Origin of the sequence: Falsirhodobacter sp. 20TX0035 (assembly GCF_028307215.1) — a bacterium.
In the GTDB taxonomy this organism is placed as follows: Bacteria; Pseudomonadota; Alphaproteobacteria; order Rhodobacterales; family Rhodobacteraceae; genus Falsirhodobacter.
This window is the reverse complement of the sequence record NZ_JAQMHV010000001.1, coordinates 166216-185680: the sequence shown is the minus strand read 5'-3', so window position 1 is coordinate 185680 and position 19465 is coordinate 166216. Positions and strand designations below refer to the sequence as shown.

Sequence of the window (19465 nt, the reverse complement as noted above, 5' to 3'; positions counted from 1 at the left end):
TTATGGGATGAAGATAAGGGCTGGGGGCCACGTTCGCCACGCGACATTCCGCACCCCCGCCATGTGCCCGGCGAAGGGCTGGTCAGGCCACCACGGGACGGGCCGAGGCGAGACGGTAGCCCACCGCCTCGGCCACATGGGGCTGGCGCACGTCGGCGCTGCCGTCCAGATCGGCGATGGTCCGCGCCACCCGCAGGATGCGGTGATAGCCGCGAGCCGACAGGCCGAACCGCTCCGCCACCCGGCCCAGAAGCGCCCGGCCCGCCTCGTCGGGCGTGGCGATGGCGTCCAGAAGCGCGCCCTCGGCCTCGGCGTTGGTGCGGATGCCGTGATCGGCAAAGCGCGCCGTCTGCACCGCGCGGGCGGCGGCCACGCGCGCGCCGATGGTGGCGGAACTTTCGCCCGTGGGCGCGCCCTGCAATTCGGTCCAGGCCACGCTGGTGACGTCCAGCCGGATGTCGAACCTATCCATCAGCGGGCCGGAGATGCGGCCCAGATAATCCTCTCCGCACAAGGGCACGCGGGCGCAGGCGCGGGACGGATCGGACATGTAGCCGCAGCGGCAAGGATTGGCCGCCGCCACCAGCAGGAACCGGCAGGGATAGCGGACATGGGCATTGGCGCGCGCCACCATGATCTCCCCGGTCTCGATCGGCTGGCGCAGGGTTTCCAGCACCTGGCGCTGGAACTCGGGAAACTCATCCAGGAACAGGACGCCGTTATGGGCGAGGCTCATCTCCCCCGGCTTGGCCGAACGGCCGCCGCCCGTGATCGCCGTCGATGTGGCGGTGTGGTGGGGCGCGCGGAACGGGCGGTCGCGGCGGATGCCGCCCTTCAGCAGCCCCGCCACCGAATGGATGGTGGAGGTTTCCAGCGCCTCCACTGCCGACAAGGGCGGCAGGATCCCGGGCAGGCAGGAGGCCATCATTGACTTGCCCGAACCGGGCGTGCCCACCATCAGGATGTGGTGCCGGCCCGCCGCCGCGATCTCCATCGCGCGCTTGGCCCGTTCGTGGCCCTTCACCTCGGCAAAGTCGCGGGCTGGGGTGACGGGGGCGGCTTCCCCGACCTCCACCGGCGGCAGATGCGCCTTGCCGGTGAAATGCCGCACCACGTCCAGCAGCGACGGCGCGGCCAGCACCTCGGTCGCGCCGACCCAGGCGGCCTCGGCCCCGCAGGCGCGGGGGCAGACCAGCGCGCGGTCGGCTTCGGCGGCGGCCATGGCGGCGGGCAAGGCGCCCACCACCGGCATCAGGCGCCCGTCCAGCGACAGTTCGCCCAGACTGACCGTGCCTTCCACCTCCTCTTTCGGAAGGATGTCCATCGCGGCCAGCAGGGCCAGCGCGATGGGCAGGTCGAAATGCGACCCTTCCTTGGGCAGGTCGGCCGGGGCCAGGTTGATGGCGATGCGGCGCGAGGGCAGGGCGATGGACATCCCGTCCAGCGCGGCGCGGATTCGCTCCTTCGCCTCGCTGACCGCCTTGTCGGGCAGACCCACGATGGCAAAGGCCGGCAAACCGGGAGAGATGGCGCATTGCACCTCCACCAGGCGCGCCTCCACGCCTTCGAACGCGACGGTGTATGCGCGGGTGACCATGCTGCCCCTCCTTCCGGTTCCAGAGGGGACTAGCCGCGCGTGGTTACCGGAAGGTTAACGGATCATGGCCATAAAGGCGGGCCAGGCCTCGGGGTCGTTCATCGTCTTGTCGCGGCAGGTGGCGTTGCAGAAGCCCCAGCGGCGGCCGTCCAGTTCCAGCACATGGGTGACCGGCTTGCCGGAATAGGGGCAGGCGGCGTTTTCTGCCTCCGTCCCCTCAACCGCGCGGGCGGGCAGGGGGGCGGGGCCGGGCCAGTCCACCTGCGGCCAGTCGCGGTCATAGGCGGGCAGGACCGGATCAATCGCCCGCCCCAGCGCGCGCCAGCGGCGCAGCGACGGATGTGCCAGATGCCGCGCCACATAGGCCTGCGCCACCGGCCCGACCGGCAGGCCATGCCCCGCGATCCGCAGGGCGACCGGCGCGAAGAAAGCGTCAGCGGCGGAATAATCGCCGAACAGCCAGCCGTCCCCGGACCGCGCCCACGATGCCTCGATCCGGTCCAGATCGGCACGGACGGCTTCGGGCACCGGCACGTCGCGATAGGCGGTCCGCAGGTTCATCGCGCAATGGCCGCGCAGCGCGGTGAAGCCCGAATGCATCTCGGCCGCCATGGACCGGGCGGCGGCGCGGGCGGCGGGATCTTGGGGCCAGTGGCCCGCCCCGGGATGGCGGGAGGCAAGTTCCTCGGCGATGGCGAGGCTGTCCCAGACGACCACCTCCCCCAGCCTGGCCGCGGGTGCCGTGCGCGCGGGTGCGAAATCCTGCAGGACGCGGGCAAAGTTGGACGTGTACATGGGCGCGGAAACGGTCGTGACGGGCAGGCCGAAGGCGTCGAACAGCAGCCAGCCGCGCAGGCTCCAGCTGGAATAGCACCGTTCCCCGATCGCCAGTGTCCAGCCCATGCCATCCCCCCGAAGTTCGGCGGCAGGATGCACAGCCCGTAAGACCTGTCCAGAAAAATATCGGCCGAAGGAAAAATTAACCTTGAAGCAACTTTTTCAGGAACTAGGGCGCCGTCCACGCCGTTAGCCCTCCGAAAACGGATGCAACCTCGACCGGGAAGGTGGGGCGAAAGCATCAGGGGTCAAGAGACCGCCTAAGAAAGAGGGAACGCCACATGCCGCTCGACGCCTTCAGCGATCAGACAATGTCCCGCCGCGCGATGAAAGCCGAATTGCTGGACGCCGAGACGGAACTGCGGCTTGCCTATGCCTGGCGCGATCAGCGCGACGAACAGGCGCTGCACCGGTTGATCACGGCCTACATGCGGCTCGCCATCTCCATGGCCGCGAAGTTCCGCCGCTATGGCGCCCCGATGAACGATCTTATCCAAGAAGCGTCCCTCGGCCTCATGAAGGCCGCCGACAAGTTCGACCCGGACCGCGGGGTCCGCTTCTCCACCTACGCCGTGTGGTGGATCAAGGCATCGATCCAGGACTACGTGATGCGCAACTGGTCGATGGTGCGCACCGGCTCCACGTCGTCGCAGAAGGCGCTGTTCTTCAACATGCGCCGCGTTCAGGCCAAGCTGGAGCGTGAGGCCGAGGCCATGGGCCAGAGCTTGGACGGCCACCAGCTGCGCCAGATGATCGCGACCGAGGTCGGCGTTCCGCTGGCGGATGTGGAGATGATGGAAGGCCGCCTGTCGGGCACGGACTTCTCCCTCAACGCCACGCAGTCGTCGGACGAGGAAGGGCGCGAATGGATCGACGCGCTGGAGGATGATGCCGTTCAGGCCGCCGAACAGGTGGAAGGCGCCCATGACGCCGAATGCCTGCGCGGCTGGCTGATCAGCGCGATCCAGGGGCTGAACGCCCGCGAACGCTTCATCGTGACGGAGCGCAAGCTGCGCGAGGCTCCCCGCACCCTCGAATCGCTGGGTGAGGAGTTGGGCTTGTCCAAGGAGCGTGTGCGGCAGCTGGAAGCCGCTGCCTTCACCAAGATGCGCCGCGCGCTGGAATCGCAAAGCCGCGAAGTGCATCACTTCCTGTGACGGATGTTCCCTGCTAGGCTTCCTTTCATGCAGGGAAAACGCATTCTTCTGATCATCGGGGGCGGGATCGCCGCCTACAAGGCGCTGGATCTGATCCGGCGCCTGTCCGAACGTGGGCACGCCGTCACGCCGGTGCTGACCCGCGCGGCGTCCGAATTCGTGACGCCGCTGTCGGTCGCCACGCTGTCGGGCAGCAAGGTCCACCAGGATCTGTTCGACCTGACGCAAGAGGCGGAGATCGGCCATATCCAGCTGTCCCGTTCGGCCGACCTGATCGTGGTGGCCCCGGCCACGGCGGACCTTCTGGCCCGGATGGCGCAGGGACGGGCGGACGACCTCGCCTCCACCCTTCTGCTGGCGACGGACACGCGGGTGCTGGTGGCGCCGGCGATGAACGTGCGGATGTGGGATCAACCCGCCACGCAGCGCAATCTGGCGACGCTGCGGGGGGACGGCATCCTGTTCGTCGGCCCGAACGACGGGTCCATGGCCTGCGGCGAATACGGCCCCGGCCGCATGGCCGAACCGCTGGAGATCGTGGCCGCCGTTCAGGCCGCCTTTGCCCAAGGGCCGCTGGCGGGGCGCCATGTCCTCGTCACCTCCGGGCCCACGCAGGAACCGATCGATCCGGTGCGCTATATCGCCAACCGATCCTCGGGGGCGCAGGGCACGGCCATCGCGCGGGCGCTTCTGGCGCTGGGCGCGCGCGTCACCTTCGTCACCGGCCCGGCCGAGGTGCCGCCGCCCGAAGGCGCGCAGGTGGTGCGCGTCACCACCGCGCAAGAGATGCTGCGCGCGGTAGAGGCCGCCCTTCCGGCCGATGCCGCGATCTTCGCCGCCGCCGTGGCGGACTGGCGGGTGGCCGATGCCCGGACGTCGAAGATGAAGAAGGTCGCGGGCGCGCTGCCCACGCTGTCCTTTGCCGAAAACCCCGACATCCTGCACACCGTCTCGCACGCCGCGAACCGGCCGGGGCTGGTCATCGGCTTTGCCGCCGAAACCGATGACGTGATCGCCAACGCCGCGGCCAAGCGGCGGCGCAAGGGGTGCGACTGGATCGTGGCGAACGACGTGTCCCCGGCCACCGGCATCATGGGCGGCACCGAAAACGCCGTGACGATCCTGCGCGAGGAGGGGGCCGAGACCTGGCCCCGCATGGCCAAGGACATGGTCGCCCGCCGTCTGGCCGAGGCGGTCGCCGACGCCCTGCGGAACCCGAAGCCGCAGGACATCGTTTCCTGAGGAACAGGAGTGTCCGTCATGTTCCGCCTCGCCCTTGCCTTTTCGATCCTTCCCATTGCCGCCCTTGCACAGGAGCGGATCGTCCTGCCGGAAGGCGCCACGCACACCGTGGTGCAGGGCACGGGCGACGTGACCTATGTGCTGAACGCGGGTGCCGGGCAGACGCTGAACCTGACGCTGTCCGACGGCACGTTGGCCATCTTCCCCCCGGGGGATGAAACGCCGTCGTTCCAGGGCGCCGTCTTCTCGGGCCTTCTGCCCGAGGAAGGGGATTACACCGTGGCTGTGCAAAGCGCGGCCCCCTTCGCGCTGGACATCGCCATCACGAATGACACCGCGCCCGGTGCCCCTGTCCTGCCGCAATAGGTTGTCCTTCACCGCGCTCGCGCCTATCGTCCGCGCGCACAGATGAAAGGGCGCAGCATGACGACGGTCGAGGTGAAGGTTCTGGACACCCGCATCCGGGAATGGGGGCTCCCCGCCTACCAGACCGAAGGTGCGGCGGCAGTGGATCTGTTCGCCTGTCTGGACGCGCCGCTGGAAATCGCGGCCGGATCGCCGGCCGTTCTGGTGCCCGCGGGCATCGCCCTTTTCATGGACACCGACAAGATCGCGGCGCTGGTGCTGCCGCGGTCTGGCGCGGGGCACAAGAAGGGGCTGGTGCTGGGCAACCTCGTGGGCCTGATCGATAGCGATTACACCGGCGGGATCATGATGTCCCTGTGGAACCGCAATCCGGAAGGCGCCGCCATCACCATTCAGCCCGGCGAACGTGTGGCGCAGCTGATGTTCGTGCCCGTCCTCCGTCCCGAATTGCGGATCGTGGACGAACATTCCGGCGTCACCGTCCGCGGCGCCGGGGGCTTCGGATCCACTGGATGACGCCCGAGGAGCTTCAGCGCTATTCCCGCCACATCCTGCTGCGCGAGATCGGCGGCACGGGCCAGCAGCGCCTGAAGGCGGCGCATGTGCTGGTCGTGGGGGCGGGGGGGCTCGGGGCCCCGGCGCTGATGTATCTGGCGGCGGCGGGCGTGGGGCACATCACGGTGATGGACGGTGACGTGGTGGAGGCATCAAACCTTCAGCGTCAGATCGTGCATCTGGACGCGGTGGGGCAGAACAAGGCGGATTCAGCCGCCCGCACGCTGCAGTCGCTGAACCCCCATGTCACCGTGACCGCGATCCCCCACCATTTCACGGATCAGGCCATTACGCAGGATCTGGTGCTGGACGGAACCGACAGCTTTGCCACCCGATATGCCGTGAATAGCGCCTGCGTCGCGGCGGGCGTGCCGCTGATCGGCGCGGCCCTGACACAGTGGGAAGGGCAGATCGGCCTCTTCGGCAACGGCTCCGCCTGCTACGCCTGCGTCTTCCCCCGGCCTCCTGCTGCCCATCTGGTCCCCACCTGCGCCGAGGCGGGGGTGGCCGGTCCGCTGCCCGGCATCCTGGGCGCCATGATGGCGATGGAGGCGGTGAAGCACCTGACCGGCGCGGGCCAGACCCTGCGCAACCGCCTGCTGATCCACGACGCGCTGTACGCCGAGACGCGGACCATCACCACCCGGCGCCGCGCCGATTGCCCGGTCTGTGGAACCCCGGCCCACCTCTGACGGTTGACCGCGGCAGAGGAGCCGCGCCATGCCCAACGATCTCAACGTCCCGCAAGGGCTGGTTTACGTCGAGGATTCCATTCCGGGCATCCGCCGCCGGAAGTCCGGCAAGGGCTTCTGCTTCCTTGCCCCCGACGGCACGAAGCTGAGCGGGGAGGAGCGCGCCCGCTGTCTGAAGCTGGCCGTGCCGCCGGCCTATCAGAACGTGTGGATCTGCCCGATGCCGAACGGCCATCTTCAGGCCACCGGCATCGACGCGCGCGGCCGCAAGCAGTACCGCTATCACCCCCAATGGGCCGATTGGCGGGCCGAGGCGAAATACGGAAACCTGCCCGCCTTCGGTGCGGCGCTGGGCCAGCTGCGCCGCCGCGTGGACCGCGACCTGAAGGGCGAGGCGGGGGATCTGTCCTTCTCCCTCGCCGCGATGGTGATGCTGATCGACCGGACCTATCTGCGCGCAGGCACGCCCGCCTACACGCTGGAAAACAAGACGTTCGGGGCGACGACGCTTCTCAGCCGGCACCTGACGCTGGCGGATGGCGAGGTGCGGCTCAAGTTCCGCGCCAAGGGCGGCAAGGCGGTGAACCGTGCCCTGCGCGACCGGCGGTTGCACCGGATCATGCACCAGATCGGCGACCTGCCTGGCAGGCATCTGTTCACTTGGGTGGACGAGGAAGGCGAGGTGCGGGCCGTGTCCTCGCATCACCTGAACGATTATATCGCCGAGGCGTCGGGGCTGTCGGGGGCATCGGCCAAGACGTTCCGCACCTGGGGCGGGTCGCTGGCAGGCTTCTCCGCCGCCCGCGCGACCGATGGCAAGCTGTCGGTCAAGGACATCGCGCTGGCGGCGTCCGAGGCTCTGGCGAATACTCCGACGATCGCCCGGAAGTCCTACATCCATCCTACAGTTCTGGGCTTGGCCGATCTTCCCGTGGACAAACGCTTGGCCCTGATGGAAGCGCTGCCGACCGAAGGCGACAGCGCCCTGAAGCTGGACGAACGGCGTCTTCTGGCGCTTCTCAGCGCCGGAAGCGCGGTTCAGCCATAGATGGGGGGATTGACCTCGCCCGGATTGGGCAGGTCGGGGTCCTGGCCTGGAGGGATCGGCTCCGGATCCGGCATCGGATCGGGATAGGTGTCCGGATCGGGCAGGGGCGGCAGGTCGTTGGGCGGCAGGTCGCCCGGCTGCGGGATTCCAACGGCATCGGTCATCGTGATCTCCTCCTTGGGTTCGGGGATCAACCCGCAGGGGGTGGGACCTGTTCCCGAAACGGCTTCGAAAGAAAGCGCGACCCCTTTGCACCGAAGCGCCAAGGCAGGTCCACGGCCCGGGTGATTCCGATGCGCGGACCCGCGACAACTGGCATGTCCGGTCCGGGCAGGATCGTCAGGATGTCCCGGCCGCTGTCGCTGCCGTCCAGCCCCAGCGCCTGCCCGATGCAGCCCGGACCGTTGCACAGGCGCCGAACGTCCGAAACACCGCGCCGTTCGGCCATGACCTCCAACCCCGCCAAAGGCTCCAGCGCGCGGATCAGGACGGCGCTGCCCGGCGTGCACACCACGTTCAGGCACCAGTGGATCCCGTAGGAGCGGTAGACATAGGCCAGCCCCGGCGCGCCGAACATCGCGGCGTTGCGCGGGGTCGGTCCGCGAAAGCTGTGCGAGGCGGGATCTTCGGGGGCATAGGCCTCCGTTTCCGTGATGCGACCGCCGACGCCGCGCACCAGAAGCTGCGCGCCGATCAGGTCGCGGGCGACGATGGGGGCGGGGCGGGCGAACCAGTCGGGGTCAAGGCGCGTCATGCCGGGGAACATAGGGCGCGCGCGGTTCGGGAACATCCGCACCTTCCAGCCGTTTTAACCATGACAAAGGAGCGCATCATGCTGGACCATCCCCATCGCGACCTCGGCCCCTACGCGGACGAACCGGCCAGCCCCTTGGTCGATGCGGGCGCCGTATCCGGCATGCCGGAGGCGGACGGCTTCGGCCGCAGCTACGACGTTCCTTATGACGGGAACGCCAAACGTGGCCTGATGGACCGCGCCGCGGACGAGCTTGCGTCGTGGTTCGCGCACCGCGACGGCCACCACTAAGCCGGGCGCAACCCCGCGGCGGCGCGCACGGCCGGAGCGGCCAGACGGGCGATGCTCAGCACGATCAGGTAGTAGCAGACAGCTTCCAGCACCTCCTCGCTGCGTCCGGCCAGCATGTCGACGGAGCCGGGGATGTGGATGCCCAGATCCAGCAGCTTGCGGCCAAGGCCGTCGAAGGTCTTGGCCAGAACCCCGCACAGTCCCGCGACAAGGATCATCCACGCATCGCCCGTGCCGCCTTTCAGCCGCACCCACCATACCGGCAGGTTGCGGCGCAGAAGCCGACCCATCACCCACAGCGTGAACAGGATCGCGATCCCGCCCACCAGCTTGGTCATCACCGGCGCCGGCTGGGTGTAGGTCGTCAGCTTCAGCAGGCCGTGTTCCGTGAAGCGCTTGTCGAAATCCATCTCTCGCGCCATCATCAGCAGCAGGGCGGCCGGGATCTGCCACTCGCGCCAGCGGTGATGGCCGGCCAGCAGGATCCACAGGGCCACACCGGCCGGCAGCAGGCCGAGGGAAAGTTCCTCTACCCCATGACCCTCGTGGAAGAACTGGCTTGGGTCTGGTGTGATGAAGAAGGAGAAGGCCAGATAAAGGACGCTCGCCACGGTCACGACAGTGGCGATACGTTTGAAGGAGGGGAGGCGCATGGAATTCTCCTGTGGGCGCAGGATCGGGACATCTCGGGGGCGGGACATTCCGCCGGGCGTATTTGTCATATAAACTTTACAAAGCCAACCGCGCCGTTTTCTTTTACCACCCGCCCGTTTGCGAGGACATCGTTTGACCACTGCCCTGATCGTGGCCCATGGCCAGCCTTCCGACCCCGCACCCGCCGCGGCCGAGATTGCCGCGCTGGCCGCGCGTGTGGCCGACCATCTGCCAGGCTGGGACGTCCGTTCGGCCACCCTGGCCGAGCCGGACGCACTGGTGCAGGGCGTGGCGGGTGCGCCGGGCCTCGTCTATCCGCTGTTCATGGCCGAAGGCTGGTTCACGCAGACCCATCTGCCCAAGCGGCTGGCCGAGGCGGGGGGCGAGGACTGGCACATCCTGCCGCCCTTTGGCACCGATCCGGCCATCGCCGCGCTGACCGTGGATCTGGCGCGCGCCGTGGGCCGGTCGATCCTGCTGGCCGCCCACGGATCGTTCCGCAGTTCCGCGCCGTCGCAGATCGCCCATGACATGGCTGCGCGGATCGCGGCGGAAACGGGCCTTGCGGCCCGCGCCGCCTTTATCGACCAAAGCCCGCAGATCGCGGAGGTGGCCGCGACCATGCGTGATGCCGCCTGCCTTCCGTTCTTCGCTGCGCGGGGCGGCCACGTGATCGAGGATCTGCCGACGGCGCTGGATCAGGCGAACTTCACCGGCCCGCGTCTGGATCCCGTGGGTCTGGATCCGCGCGTGCCCGCGATCATCGCCGCGGCCCTTCAGACGGTGTGCAGGTAAAGGTCGTAATCCACATCCGCGATGGTGCGCGCCACACGGGCCAGTTCGGCGGCCTTGATCGCGCAGAAGGTGCGGTGCATCTCGGTGCCCAGCGCGTCCTTCAGGAAGGCAGAGCCGTCCGCCCGCCGGATCGCATCCCGCCAGTCGGCGGGCATGTCGGGATCGGCGGGGGCGTCATAGCCGTTGCCCGTCACCTCCGGCCCCGGATCGATCTTGTTCCGCAACCCGTAACGGATCCCCGCCAGCACGGTGGCCGCCACCAGATAGGGATTGGCGTCGACGCCTGCGGGGCGATGCTCGATCCGCCGTGACGCCTTTGGCCCCTCAGGTATCCGCAGCGCGACCGACCGGTTGTTCACCCCCCATGTGGGCGACACCGGAGCATAGCTTTGCGCGGCGAAGCGCCGCCAGGAGTTGGCGTGGGGCGCGAAGACCAGCATTGATTCCGCCATCGTGGCTTTCAACCCGCCCAAGGCGTGCAGGATGCGGTCGGACCAGCCCGTGCCATCCTCGCCGAACAGGTTGTTCCCTTCGGCGTCGTTCAGCGACACGTGGAAATGCATGCCGGATCCGGCCACATCCTCCATCGGCTTGGCCATGAAGCAGGCGGTCACGCCGCGCGCCCGCGCCTGCGCCCGGACGATCCGCTTCAGCCGGATCAGGTCGTCGGCCGCGCGCAGCACGTCGTGGCGATAGTGCAGGGTCAGTTCGTACTGCCCCGGCGCGAATTCCGAGATCATGGTTTCCGCCCGAATTCCCGCCGCCTTCGCCCCCGCATAGATAGCGTCGAACAGCGGCATCATCCCGTGCAGGTGATCGACGGAATACACCTCGGTCCGCTTGGTGGCGCGGCCGTCCAGCACGTCCCGCGCAGGCTGCACCCGGCCAAGAGAGTCGCGCTCGTTCGCCAGGAGGAAGAATTCCAGCTCGAACGCACCGGCGGGGTGCAGGCCGTCATCGGCCATCGCCGTCACCTGCCGGGCCAGCGCGTGGCGGGGGTCCGGTCCCATGGGCGCGCCGTCCAGGTCATGGACCGCCATCAGAACCTCGGCCCGGTTCGTGCCATGCAGGGGCACCAGCGTGCCGGGGATCGGCCAGGCGCGCACGTCGCCGTCGCCCTTGTCCCAGATCAGGCCCGTCTCGTGCACATCCTCGCCGCAGATGTCCAGGCCGAGGATGGAGATCGGCAGAAGCCGCCCGTTCGCGAACAGCCCCTCCAGCTCGTGCCGCCGGATGATCTTGCCGCGGCCTACGCCGTTCGCGTCGTGCAGGACGATGTCGATCGCCTCCACCTGCGGGTGGGCGTCCAGAAAGGCGCGGGCTTCGGCGGGATCGGTCATGGCTTTGGCTTCTTCTGGCAAAAAGGGGGGGCGGCGGATCAGACCTTGGGGTCCGCCACGTCCTTGTGGATGATCACGTCCGTTTGCGGATAGGCAAGGGTGATCGTCCGCTTCAGGCCTGCGCCGATGTCATGCGCCTCGCGCAGCGTCAGGTTTCCGTCCAGCTCGATGTGCAGATGAATGAAGACGCGGCTGCCGGCGGTGCGCGATTTCAGATCGTGAAAGCCCCGCACCTCGGGCCAGTTGCGGGTCAGGGTCATGATGCCTTCCAGCAGTTCGGGATCGGCCTGCCGGTCCATCAGCGCGTCAAAGGCGCCGCGCCCGATGCCGACGGCGCCGATAACCATGAAGACCGCCGCCGCAAGGGCCACCACGCTGTCGATCTGCGGCAGGTCCAGCGGTCCCGATGCCATCAGCGACACGATCGCCCCGACCGAGGGGATGAGGTCGCCCAGATAATGCAGCCGGTCGGCCGAGATGACGCGATTGCCCGTGCGCTGCGCCACGCGCCCCTGCCACCAGACCAGCAGCAGCGTCAGCAGGATGGACACGCCCATCACCGCGATGCCCTGCCCCTCGGCCGCGATGGGGTGCGGATCGGGGGAAAGAAGCCGCAGCACCGCCGCCACCGCAATCACCCCGGCCGAGATGACGATGAACACCGACTGCCCCAAGGCCGCGATATCCTCGGCCGATGAATGGCCGAAGGCGTGATCCTCGTCCGCCGGACGCTGGGCATAGATCAGCGCCGTCATCGCGCCCAGCGACATCATCAGGTCCATCGCGCTGTCCGCCAGCGACGCCGCGATCGACAGCGCGCCGGTGGACGACACGGCCCACAGCTTCAGCGCCACCAGAATCCCCGCAACGAGGATGGAGGCGAGGCCGGCCCGAAGGGTCATGCGCGCGTGGTCGGACATCAGTTCAGGATCTCATCCGGGCCGACGCCCCAGAAGTCGGCCTTGGCGATCCAGCCTTCGTTCCCGTCGATCCGCAGGCGGCACCAGTCCTTCTGGCATTCCTGAAGCGTGCCGATCACGTCCTTTTCCGCCTTCAGCACAACCGCCGAATCCGCCGAGGCGTCCGCATGCAGCAGCGCCAGCGGCGCCGTGATCAGCGCGCTGCGCGTGCCGGACAAAAGCGCGTAATGCACCCAGCCACCCGCTCCCTCGAAATCCTCCACCCGCCGCCAGTGACCGTATTCGGCGGTGATCTTCAGGGGCATCCCGTCGCGCGTGAACACCCAGTCGATGCGATGCGTCAGGCCGGGGCCCCGGCGGGCGTTGCCCTCGCTGGTCTTCAGCGTCACGAAACGGGGCAGGGGCAGGTTGGTCACCGCCCCCACGGACGGGTCCGCGACGGGGCGGTCCGCCGACGGCGGGGGCGCGTCCTCCGCCCCCATCTCCTGCGCGCCGGCCATGCCGCCGGCGATCATGGCCGCGGCGACCGTGGCCCGGATCAGTCCCTTCATGCGTCTGCCCTTTCGTGTGGCGGTTCGCCCGCTCTTCAGTAACCCCGGCTGCGGTCCACGAGGAACAGCAGCGGCTCGCTGGCCTCGGACCGGCGGATGTTCTCCGCCACCACGAGGGAGGCGGATGTCGGCCGCGACACGGCGGCGATGTGGGGCGACACGGTGACCCGCGGATGCGCCCAGTACGGGTGATCGGCCGGCAGCGGTTCCACCCGGAAGACGTCCAGCACCGCGTGGCCGATGCGCCCGTCGGCCAGCGCGGCCAGAAGAGCTTCATCGTCGATCAGCGGCCCGCGCCCGGGATTGATGACCACCGCCCCCCGCGCCGGCCAGCGCAGGCTTTCGGCGTTCAGGATGTTGCGCGTGTCGGGCGTGTCAGGCAGCAGGGTGATGACGATCTCGGCCCCGTCCAGCGCCTGTTTCAGCCCGTCCGTTCCGTGGGAGGTGGGGAAGGGAGCGTCCTTTGCGCTCCGGCTCCACCCTCGCAGGTCGAAATGCAGGGCGCGCAGCATGTCGGCGCAGGCCATGCCCAGTTCGCCCAAGCCCAACAGCGTCACGCGGCGGTCGCGCGCCAGCGGCGGGGCGTTCTGCACCCAGTGGGGGGCGGCGCCGAGGTTGCGGTCCAGATGCAGGTGATGCATCAGCACCTGGCCCGTCACCCATTCCACCATCCCCTCGGCCAAGCCCGGATCGACCAGCCGGGTCAGGGGCTGTGTCAGCGTGGTGTTTCCGACGATCCGGTCCACCCCCGCGAACAAGCTGAGGACGGCGCGCGCCTTGGTGAAGGGCGTGAAGTCGTGCAGCCGGTCGTTCGGGGCATAAACGATGTAGTCGACCGCCGCGGGATCGGCGTCGCGCACCAGCGTCCCGTCCACCCTCTTGGCGGACAGGGCGGCGGGCAGCACCTCCTCATACTGGTTCCACAGCGCGTCGGGGGCGGAAAACAGGATGGTCAGCATGGGGATCCTTCAGCGGGCACGGTGGACATGGGCACTTTGCACGATCCCGAAGGCCGTGAGCAACACCATCATCGCCGACCCGCCATAGCTGACCAGCGGAAGTGGCACGCCCACCACGGGCGCCAGCCCCATGACCATCAGCATGTTCACCCCGAACAGGAAGAAGAACGACGCCGCGATCCCCAGCGTCACCAACGAGGCGAAGCGGTCCTTCATCCGCACGGCCGAGGAGATGCAGAAGGCGATGATCAGCGCATAGAGGATAAGGAGCGAGCAGGCACCAATGAAGCCGAACTCCTCCGCCACGACGGTGAAGATGAAGTCGGTGTGCTTTTCGGGCAGGAAGTTCAGCCGGCTTTGCGTGCCTTGCATGAAGCCGCGCCCCGTCCAGCCGCCGGAGCCGAGGGCGATCTTGGCCTGCGTGATGTGATACCCGGCCCCCAGCGGGTCCGAAGAAGGATCGAGGAAGGTGTCGATCCGCTTGTACTGGTAATCGTGCAGCAGCTGCCACGGGGTGCCCCGGCTCATCAGAACCACGGTGACAAGGCCCGCGCCGGCGCCGATGACCACGGCGAAGTAGATCCAGCTGACGCCCGCGCAGAACATCACGACCGCGCCACCGCCCATCAGCAGGATCGCGGTGCCAAGGTCGGGCTGCACCATGACCAGCGCCACCGGCAGCAGGATCAGCCCAACCGGCAGCAGCACCCACAGGGGCCGCGACACCTTCTTCGGGTCCAGCCAGTCGTAATAGGCCGCCAGCATCATCACGAGGGCGATCTTCATCAGCTCGGACGGTTGCAGCATGATGAAGCCGAGGTTCAGCCAGCGCTGCGCCCCCATGCCGATATGCCCCATCACGTCCACGGCGACCAGAAGCCCCACCGCGATCAGATAGGCCACGCCCGACATGTTGCGCCAGAACCAGATCGGCACCATGCCCACGATGATCATGATCGAAAGCCCGACCGCGAAACGCTTCATCTGCGGTTCGGCCCAGGTGCCGATATCCCCGCCCGCGACGGAGTAGAGCATGAGCCAGCCCACCGCGCAGACGGAGGTCAGCAGCAGAATCAGCGCCCAGTTCAGATACAGAAGCTTGCGCGGCCCCGAGGGGACCGTCTGAATGCGGTATTCCAGAAAGCTCATGCCCGGCCCCGCACCCCGGTGGCGCCCGCCAGCGCCGCGAAGTCGCGCAGGGGCAGTTCCGACAGCGCTGTCTCGATCCGCGACCGCTGGCTTTCGGGATAGGCGGCCAGGGGCGGCATCCCGCCCGACAGGATGCGCAGCAGGACGTCGCGCACGATGGGGGCCGCCACGGTGGAGCCGCCGCCGCCATGTTCCACCACGCAGGCCACGGCCACCTTCGGATTGTCATAGGGGGCAAAACCCACGAACAGCGCGTGGTCGCGCCGGGCCCAAGGCAGCTGGTCGTTGCTGATGACGCCGCGGGCGCGTTCGGCGGCGGTGATGTTGCGCACCTGCGCCGTGCCGGACTTGCCCGCCATGGTCATGGCGGAATCCACGATGCGGCTGGAATAGCCGGTCATGCCCAGCTTGTTCGACACGGTGAACATCCCGTGCCGGACCATCCGCAGGAACGAGGGGGGGATGTCCAGCGCGGGCGCTTCCTCGGTCGCGACCTCCTGCCCGTCGATGGCGCGGACCAGCCGCGGCACGATGGCGCGGCCCGAGGCGAGCCGCCCCGTCATCAGCGCCAGTTGCAGGGGGGAGGCCAGGACATAGCCCTGACCGATGGAGGCGTTGATCGTGTCGCCGATCCGCCATTCCTGACTGTAGCTGGCCATCTTCCACGCCTTGTCGGGCATCACGCCTTCGACGATGGCCGACATCGGCAGGTCGTGGCGCTGGCCAAGGCCCATCTTGCGGCCGGTTTCGGCGATCTTGTCGATGCCGACGCGCTGGGACACGTCATAGAAGTAGACGTCGCAACTGCGGCCCAGCGCGCCGTCCAGGTTCAGGTGCCCGTGCCCGCCGCGCGACCAGCAGTGGAAGCGCCGCCCGCCATATTCGTAATAGCCGGGGCAATAAACGGTGCTGTCGGCGTCGATGACGCCCGCTTCCAGCGCGGCCAGCGCCGTCACGATCTTGAACGTGGACCCGGGCGGATAGGCCCCCGACACCGCCTTGTTGGCCAAGGGCCGGTGATCGTTGCCCGTCAGCGCCGAGTAGTCCTTGTAGGAAATGCCGCGCACGAACAGGTTCGGGTTGAACGAGGGCGCCGAGGAAATGGCCAGAAGGTCCCCGTTCGTCACGTCGATCGCGACCACGGCGGCGCTTTCGCCCCCAAGGCGGGCGTTGACGAAGTTCTGCACCTCGGCGTCGATGGTCAGCGTGAGGTCCGCCCCCGCCTGGCCTTCCACGCGGTCCAGTTCGCGCATGATGCGGCCGACGGCGTTCACCTCGATCCGGCGGGTGCCGGCCTCGCCGCGCAGCACATCCTCGCGCCACGTTTCCACCCCCGCCTTGCCAATCTGGAACTGCGGGATCTGCAGCAGGGGATCGGGGTTTTCCTGCGCCTTCAGGTCCCGTTCCGACACGGGGCCGACATAGCCCACCACATGCGCGAAATCGGTATCAAGGGGGTAGATCCGCGACTGCCCCACCTCGGGCGTGACGCCGGGCAGGGAAGGGGCGTTCGTTGCCACGCGGGCCATGTCGTCCCAGCTGATGCGGTCGGCCACGATGATCGGCACAAAGGCCGACCGCTTCTTCGCCTCATCCTCCACCCGGGCGATGTCCTCGTCCGACAGGGGGATCACGCGTTGCAGGCGGTGCAGCACATCGTTCACGTCGCCCGCATCCTCGCGCGTGATGATGATGCGGTAGTTCTGTTCGTTGCCCGCGATCAGCCGGCCGTTGCGGTCGAAGATCTGCCCCCGGTTGGGCGGGATCAGCCGGATGGAGACGCGGTTCTCCTCGGCCAGAAGGCGGTACTGGTCTGCCTGGTCCACCTGCATGTAGCGCAGGCGCGCGCCCAGCACCGCGACCACGGCCGACATCGCGCCCCCCATGATCAGGGCGCGGCGGGTCGTGCGGCGGGTCGTCTCGTCACTGTCGCGGTGGGCGATGCGTTTCACATCCGTCTCCCATAGGCGTCGATTTCACCGGTGGCGGGCTTGTGCAGGCCGAAGGCCCAGGCGGTGGCCAGCACGACGGCAGGATAGCACAGGATCGTCGCGCCCGTTCCGATCATCGCATATCCCAGACCGACCTGTGGAAGAAAGGCCAGCGTGAACACAAATCGGTAAGCCAGCGTCATGCCGAGCACCAGAAGCGCCACCCCCAGCCATTCGCTGAGGAAGTTCGATTCGCGTGCAAAGCGCATGCGGCTGCGCAGGAACTCGGTCCCGACGACGACCACCGCGGTCCAAAGGCCAGGGGGCCGCATCAGCAGAAGATCCTCGATCAGGAAGACGCCGGCGATCAGCCAGACGCGCATCGCGTCGGGGCGGCGCAGCGTCCAGGCCAGCGTGACGCACAGCAGAAGGTCGGGGCCGGGCCATTCGCCTGCCTCGCCGCCCAAGGGAAGCAGGCGCAGAAGCACCAGCACCAGCGCGATCAGGACGAAGGCCAGCCGGTGGAACCAGCGCCCCGCCCGGCCCAGACCGCTCATGGGGCGGTTCCTTCGATGGGGGGCAATTCGGGCGTGGGGGGTAGGGGGGGCGTGACCAGCGCCCCCGCCTCGGCCGGGACGGAGCGTTCGCGCATCCGCAGCACACGCAGGAATTCCAGCCGCCCGTAATCGGCCGCCAGCCGAACGCGCAACCGGCGGTCCGGGCTTTGCGCCACCTCTCCGACCAGAAGGTCGGCAGGGAACACCGATCCGTCGCCCGAGGTCACGACCCGGTCGCCGGGGCGCACCAGATCGGGCTTTTCCAGAAACTCCATCACCGGGGCGCCGCTGTTGTCGCCCGACAGGATCGCCTTCTGCCCGGACGGCTGAACCACCACCGGGATGCGGCTGTTCGAATCGGTCAGAAGGATCACGCGGCTCGTCTGATCACCCACGCCCGAGATGCGGCCAACAAGGCCCACCCCGTCCATGGTGGCCCATCCGTCGCGGATCCCGTCGCGCAGACCGACGTTCAGCAGCACCGACTGGCGGAAGGGCGATCCGCTGTCGGCCAGCACGAGGCCGGTCACATGCGTCAGTTCCGGATCCAGCCGCACCTGGTTCAGGTCCAGAAGGCGGGCGTTCTGCTGTTCCAGTTGCAGCGCCGCCTCTTTCCAAGCGCGCATCTGCTGAAGCTCGCGCCGCAGTTCCTGGTTCTGTTCATAGATGCGGACATAGGACTGGGCGTCGTCGATCATCGCCGCGGCCTTGGTGACCGGCGCCATGGCCCAGCCGAAGCTGGGCACGAAGCGGTCGACCAGCGCCGCGCGCAGTTGTTCCACGCGCGGGCTGTCGATCCGCCAGATCATGAAGATGGCCAGAAGCAGCAGAACCAGCCCGCCGACGAGGACGCGTCTCAGGGGGCGGGTGAACTGCTCCGATCCGTTGTCCCGTGCCACGATGTGTCCGGCGTCCGATCAGGTTTCGTAGTCGATGACGTGGCGCAGCTGCTTTTGATATTCCAGCGCCTTGCCGGTGCCCAGCGCCACGCAGTTCAAAGGCTCGTTCGCGACCGAGATGGAAAGGCCCGTCTGTTCGCGCAGCGCCAGATCCAGATCGCCCAGCAGCGCGCCGCCGCCCGTCAGCATCACGCCGCGGTCCACGATGTCGGCGGCAAGGTCGGGGGGCGTCGCCTCCAGCGCCTGCATCACCGCGTCGCAGATCGACTGGACGGGTTCCATCAGCGCCTCGGCCACCTGGGCCTGGTTGATTTCCACCTCTTTCGGGACGCCGTTCAGAAGGTCGCGGCCGCGGATCAGCATGGAGGTGCCGCGCCCGTCGTCGGGCATCCGCGCCGTGCCGATGGAGGTCTTGATCCGTTCCGAGGTCGCATCCCCGATCAGCAGGTTCTGCTGACGGCGAAGGTAGGAGATGATCGCCTCGTCCATGCGGTCGCCACCCACGCGGATGGACCGGGCATAGACGATGTCGCCCAGGGACAGGACGGCCACCTCGGTCGTGCCGCCGCCGATGTCGACCACCATGTTGCCGGTGGGTTCGGTAATGGGCATGCCCGCGCCGATGGCCGCCGCGATGGGTTCGGCGATCAGGCCCGCGCGGCCCGCGCCGGCCGACAGGACCGACTGGCGGATGGCGCGCTTTTCAACGGGCGTGGCGCCGTAAGGCACGCAGACGATGATCTTGGGCTTCGAGAAGGTCGTGCGCTTGTGCACCTTGCGGATGAAATGCTTGATCATCTCCTCCGCCGTGTCGAAGTCGGCGATGACGCCGTCGCGCAGCGGGCGGATCGCCTCGATGCTGCCGGGGGTGCGGCCCAGCATCAGTTTCGCATCCTCGCCCACGGCCAGAACCTGCCGCTTGCCGTCCTTCACGTGATAGGCCACGACCGAAGGTTCGTTCAGGATGATCCCGCGTCCCTTCACATAGACGAGCGTGTTCGCCGTGCCGAGGTCGATAGCCATGTCCGACGAAAAGATACCCGCCAATGCCATTTGCGTTCCTGTCCTGCTGTCCCGAAGCCGCCCGAGTCATGCGCGGCACGGGCGGGTCCTTATAAAAAGCGAAGGGGCAAAGCGAAAGGCTCCGCTTTGCCCCATCACGAGATAATCA

20 protein-coding genes and 2 pseudogenes are annotated in these 19465 nt (G+C 68.1%); 8 read left to right on the top strand and 14 right to left on the bottom strand.

The window, feature by feature from the left end:
• Positions 1 to 82: 82 nt before the first annotated feature.
• Positions 83 to 1597, bottom strand: coding sequence for a YifB family Mg chelatase-like AAA ATPase (locus PIJ50_RS00950; RefSeq protein WP_271971886.1), 1515 nt, complete (start codon positions 1595 to 1597; stop codon positions 83 to 85).
• 54 nt (positions 1598 to 1651) lie between these two features.
• Positions 1652 to 2500: a glutathione S-transferase gene (locus tag PIJ50_RS00945; protein ID WP_271971884.1), complete on the bottom strand. Its 849-nt coding sequence runs from the start codon at positions 2498 to 2500 to the stop codon at positions 1652 to 1654.
• Positions 2501 to 2715: 215 nt separating this feature from the next.
• Here PIJ50_RS00945 and PIJ50_RS00940 point away from each other — a divergent pair, with 215 nt between their 5' ends.
• The 6 genes and pseudogenes from PIJ50_RS00940 (at position 2716) to PIJ50_RS00915 (ending at position 7494) form a co-directional block, all read left to right on the top strand.
• Entirely contained in the window at positions 2716 to 3591 is an 876-nt protein-coding gene (locus PIJ50_RS00940; RefSeq protein ID WP_271971883.1) for an RNA polymerase factor sigma-32, read from the top strand.
• Between the two features lie 27 nt (positions 3592 to 3618).
• Positions 3619 to 4833 (top strand): bifunctional phosphopantothenoylcysteine decarboxylase/phosphopantothenate--cysteine ligase CoaBC, encoded by a 1215-nt coding sequence (gene coaBC / locus PIJ50_RS00935; protein ID WP_271971881.1) that lies wholly within the window; start codon positions 3619 to 3621, stop codon positions 4831 to 4833.
• An 18-nt stretch (positions 4834 to 4851) separates the two neighbouring features.
• Positions 4852 to 5199, top strand: a complete 348-nt coding sequence (locus PIJ50_RS00930) for a hypothetical protein (RefSeq protein WP_271971879.1) — start codon at positions 4852 to 4854, stop codon at positions 5197 to 5199.
• A 42-nt stretch (positions 5200 to 5241) separates the two neighbouring features.
• Positions 5242 to 5652 (top strand): annotated as a pseudogene (gene dut / locus PIJ50_RS00925) (dUTP diphosphatase); the annotation flags it as partial.
• A 16-nt stretch (positions 5653 to 5668) separates the two neighbouring features.
• Positions 5669 to 6446, top strand: a pseudogene (locus PIJ50_RS00920) (HesA/MoeB/ThiF family protein); the annotation flags it as partial.
• 28 nt (positions 6447 to 6474) lie between these two features.
• A complete protein-coding gene (locus PIJ50_RS00915) occupies positions 6475 to 7494 on the top strand; it encodes a DNA topoisomerase IB (RefSeq protein WP_271971876.1) in 1020 nt (339 codons plus the stop codon).
• On the opposite strand, the gene PIJ50_RS00910 is transcribed toward PIJ50_RS00915, so the two are convergent.
• Both PIJ50_RS00910 and PIJ50_RS00905 read right to left on the bottom strand, forming a co-directional pair.
• Positions 7485 to 7658, bottom strand: coding sequence for a hypothetical protein (locus PIJ50_RS00910; protein ID WP_271971874.1), 174 nt, complete (start codon positions 7656 to 7658; stop codon positions 7485 to 7487). The genes PIJ50_RS00915 and PIJ50_RS00910 overlap by 10 nt on opposite strands.
• Positions 7659 to 7684: 26 nt before the next feature.
• A complete protein-coding gene (locus PIJ50_RS00905) occupies positions 7685 to 8248 on the bottom strand; it encodes a DNA-3-methyladenine glycosylase (RefSeq protein WP_271971873.1) in 564 nt (187 codons plus the stop codon).
• 78 nt (positions 8249 to 8326) lie between these two features.
• Here PIJ50_RS00905 and PIJ50_RS00900 point away from each other — a divergent pair, with 78 nt between their 5' ends.
• A complete protein-coding gene (locus PIJ50_RS00900) occupies positions 8327 to 8539 on the top strand; it encodes a hypothetical protein (protein WP_271971871.1) in 213 nt (70 codons plus the stop codon).
• Here PIJ50_RS00900 and PIJ50_RS00895 read toward each other — a convergent pair.
• Positions 8536 to 9192, bottom strand: a complete 657-nt coding sequence (locus tag PIJ50_RS00895) for a hypothetical protein (protein WP_271971869.1) — start codon at positions 9190 to 9192, stop codon at positions 8536 to 8538. The two genes, PIJ50_RS00900 and PIJ50_RS00895, sit on opposite strands and share 4 nt — an antisense overlap.
• Positions 9193 to 9325: 133 nt before the next feature.
• On the opposite strand from PIJ50_RS00895, the gene PIJ50_RS00890 reads away from it, so the two are divergent.
• Positions 9326 to 9988, top strand: a complete 663-nt coding sequence (locus PIJ50_RS00890; RefSeq protein WP_271971867.1) for a sirohydrochlorin chelatase — start codon at positions 9326 to 9328, stop codon at positions 9986 to 9988.
• On the opposite strand, the gene PIJ50_RS00885 is transcribed toward PIJ50_RS00890, so the two are convergent.
• Genes PIJ50_RS00885 through PIJ50_RS00845 form a run of 9 tightly spaced genes read right to left on the bottom strand, consistent with a single transcriptional unit; the run spans position 9970 to position 19347 of the window.
• Positions 9970 to 11328: a glutamine synthetase family protein gene (locus PIJ50_RS00885; RefSeq protein ID WP_271971865.1), complete on the bottom strand. Its 1359-nt coding sequence runs from the start codon at positions 11326 to 11328 to the stop codon at positions 9970 to 9972. The two genes, PIJ50_RS00890 and PIJ50_RS00885, sit on opposite strands and share 19 nt — an antisense overlap.
• Before the next feature lie 38 nt (positions 11329 to 11366).
• Complete coding sequence (locus PIJ50_RS00880; protein ID WP_271971864.1) at positions 11367 to 12248, bottom strand: cation diffusion facilitator family transporter; 882 nt, start codon at positions 12246 to 12248, stop codon at positions 11367 to 11369.
• A complete protein-coding gene (locus tag PIJ50_RS00875; RefSeq protein ID WP_442900693.1) occupies positions 12248 to 12799 on the bottom strand; it encodes an SH3 domain-containing protein in 552 nt (183 codons plus the stop codon). Before PIJ50_RS00875 ends, PIJ50_RS00880 begins: the two co-directional genes overlap by 1 nt.
• A 35-nt stretch (positions 12800 to 12834) precedes the next feature.
• Positions 12835 to 13758, bottom strand: coding sequence for a 2-hydroxyacid dehydrogenase (locus PIJ50_RS00870; protein ID WP_271971862.1), 924 nt, complete (start codon positions 13756 to 13758; stop codon positions 12835 to 12837).
• 9 nt (positions 13759 to 13767) lie between these two features.
• Positions 13768 to 14907: a rod shape-determining protein RodA gene (gene rodA, locus PIJ50_RS00865; protein ID WP_271971861.1), complete on the bottom strand. Its 1140-nt coding sequence runs from the start codon at positions 14905 to 14907 to the stop codon at positions 13768 to 13770.
• Entirely contained in the window at positions 14904 to 16859 is a 1956-nt protein-coding gene (gene mrdA, locus PIJ50_RS00860) for a penicillin-binding protein 2 (RefSeq protein ID WP_271971859.1), read from the bottom strand. Before mrdA ends, rodA begins: the two co-directional genes overlap by 4 nt.
• Positions 16856 to 17395 (bottom strand): rod shape-determining protein MreD, encoded by a 540-nt coding sequence (locus PIJ50_RS00855; RefSeq protein ID WP_271971857.1) that lies wholly within the window; start codon positions 17393 to 17395, stop codon positions 16856 to 16858. Before PIJ50_RS00855 ends, mrdA begins: the two co-directional genes overlap by 4 nt.
• The gene (mreC, locus tag PIJ50_RS00850; protein WP_271971856.1) at positions 17392 to 18294 is read right to left on the bottom strand and encodes a rod shape-determining protein MreC; all 903 of its coding nucleotides are present in this window, start codon (positions 18292 to 18294) and stop codon (positions 17392 to 17394) included. The genes PIJ50_RS00855 and mreC overlap by 4 nt, the downstream gene beginning before the upstream one ends.
• Positions 18295 to 18312: 18 nt before the next feature.
• On the bottom strand, positions 18313 to 19347 hold the full coding sequence (locus tag PIJ50_RS00845; protein WP_271971854.1) for a rod shape-determining protein: 1035 nt from the start codon (positions 19345 to 19347) through the stop codon (positions 18313 to 18315).
• Positions 19348 to 19465 lie beyond the last annotated feature (118 nt).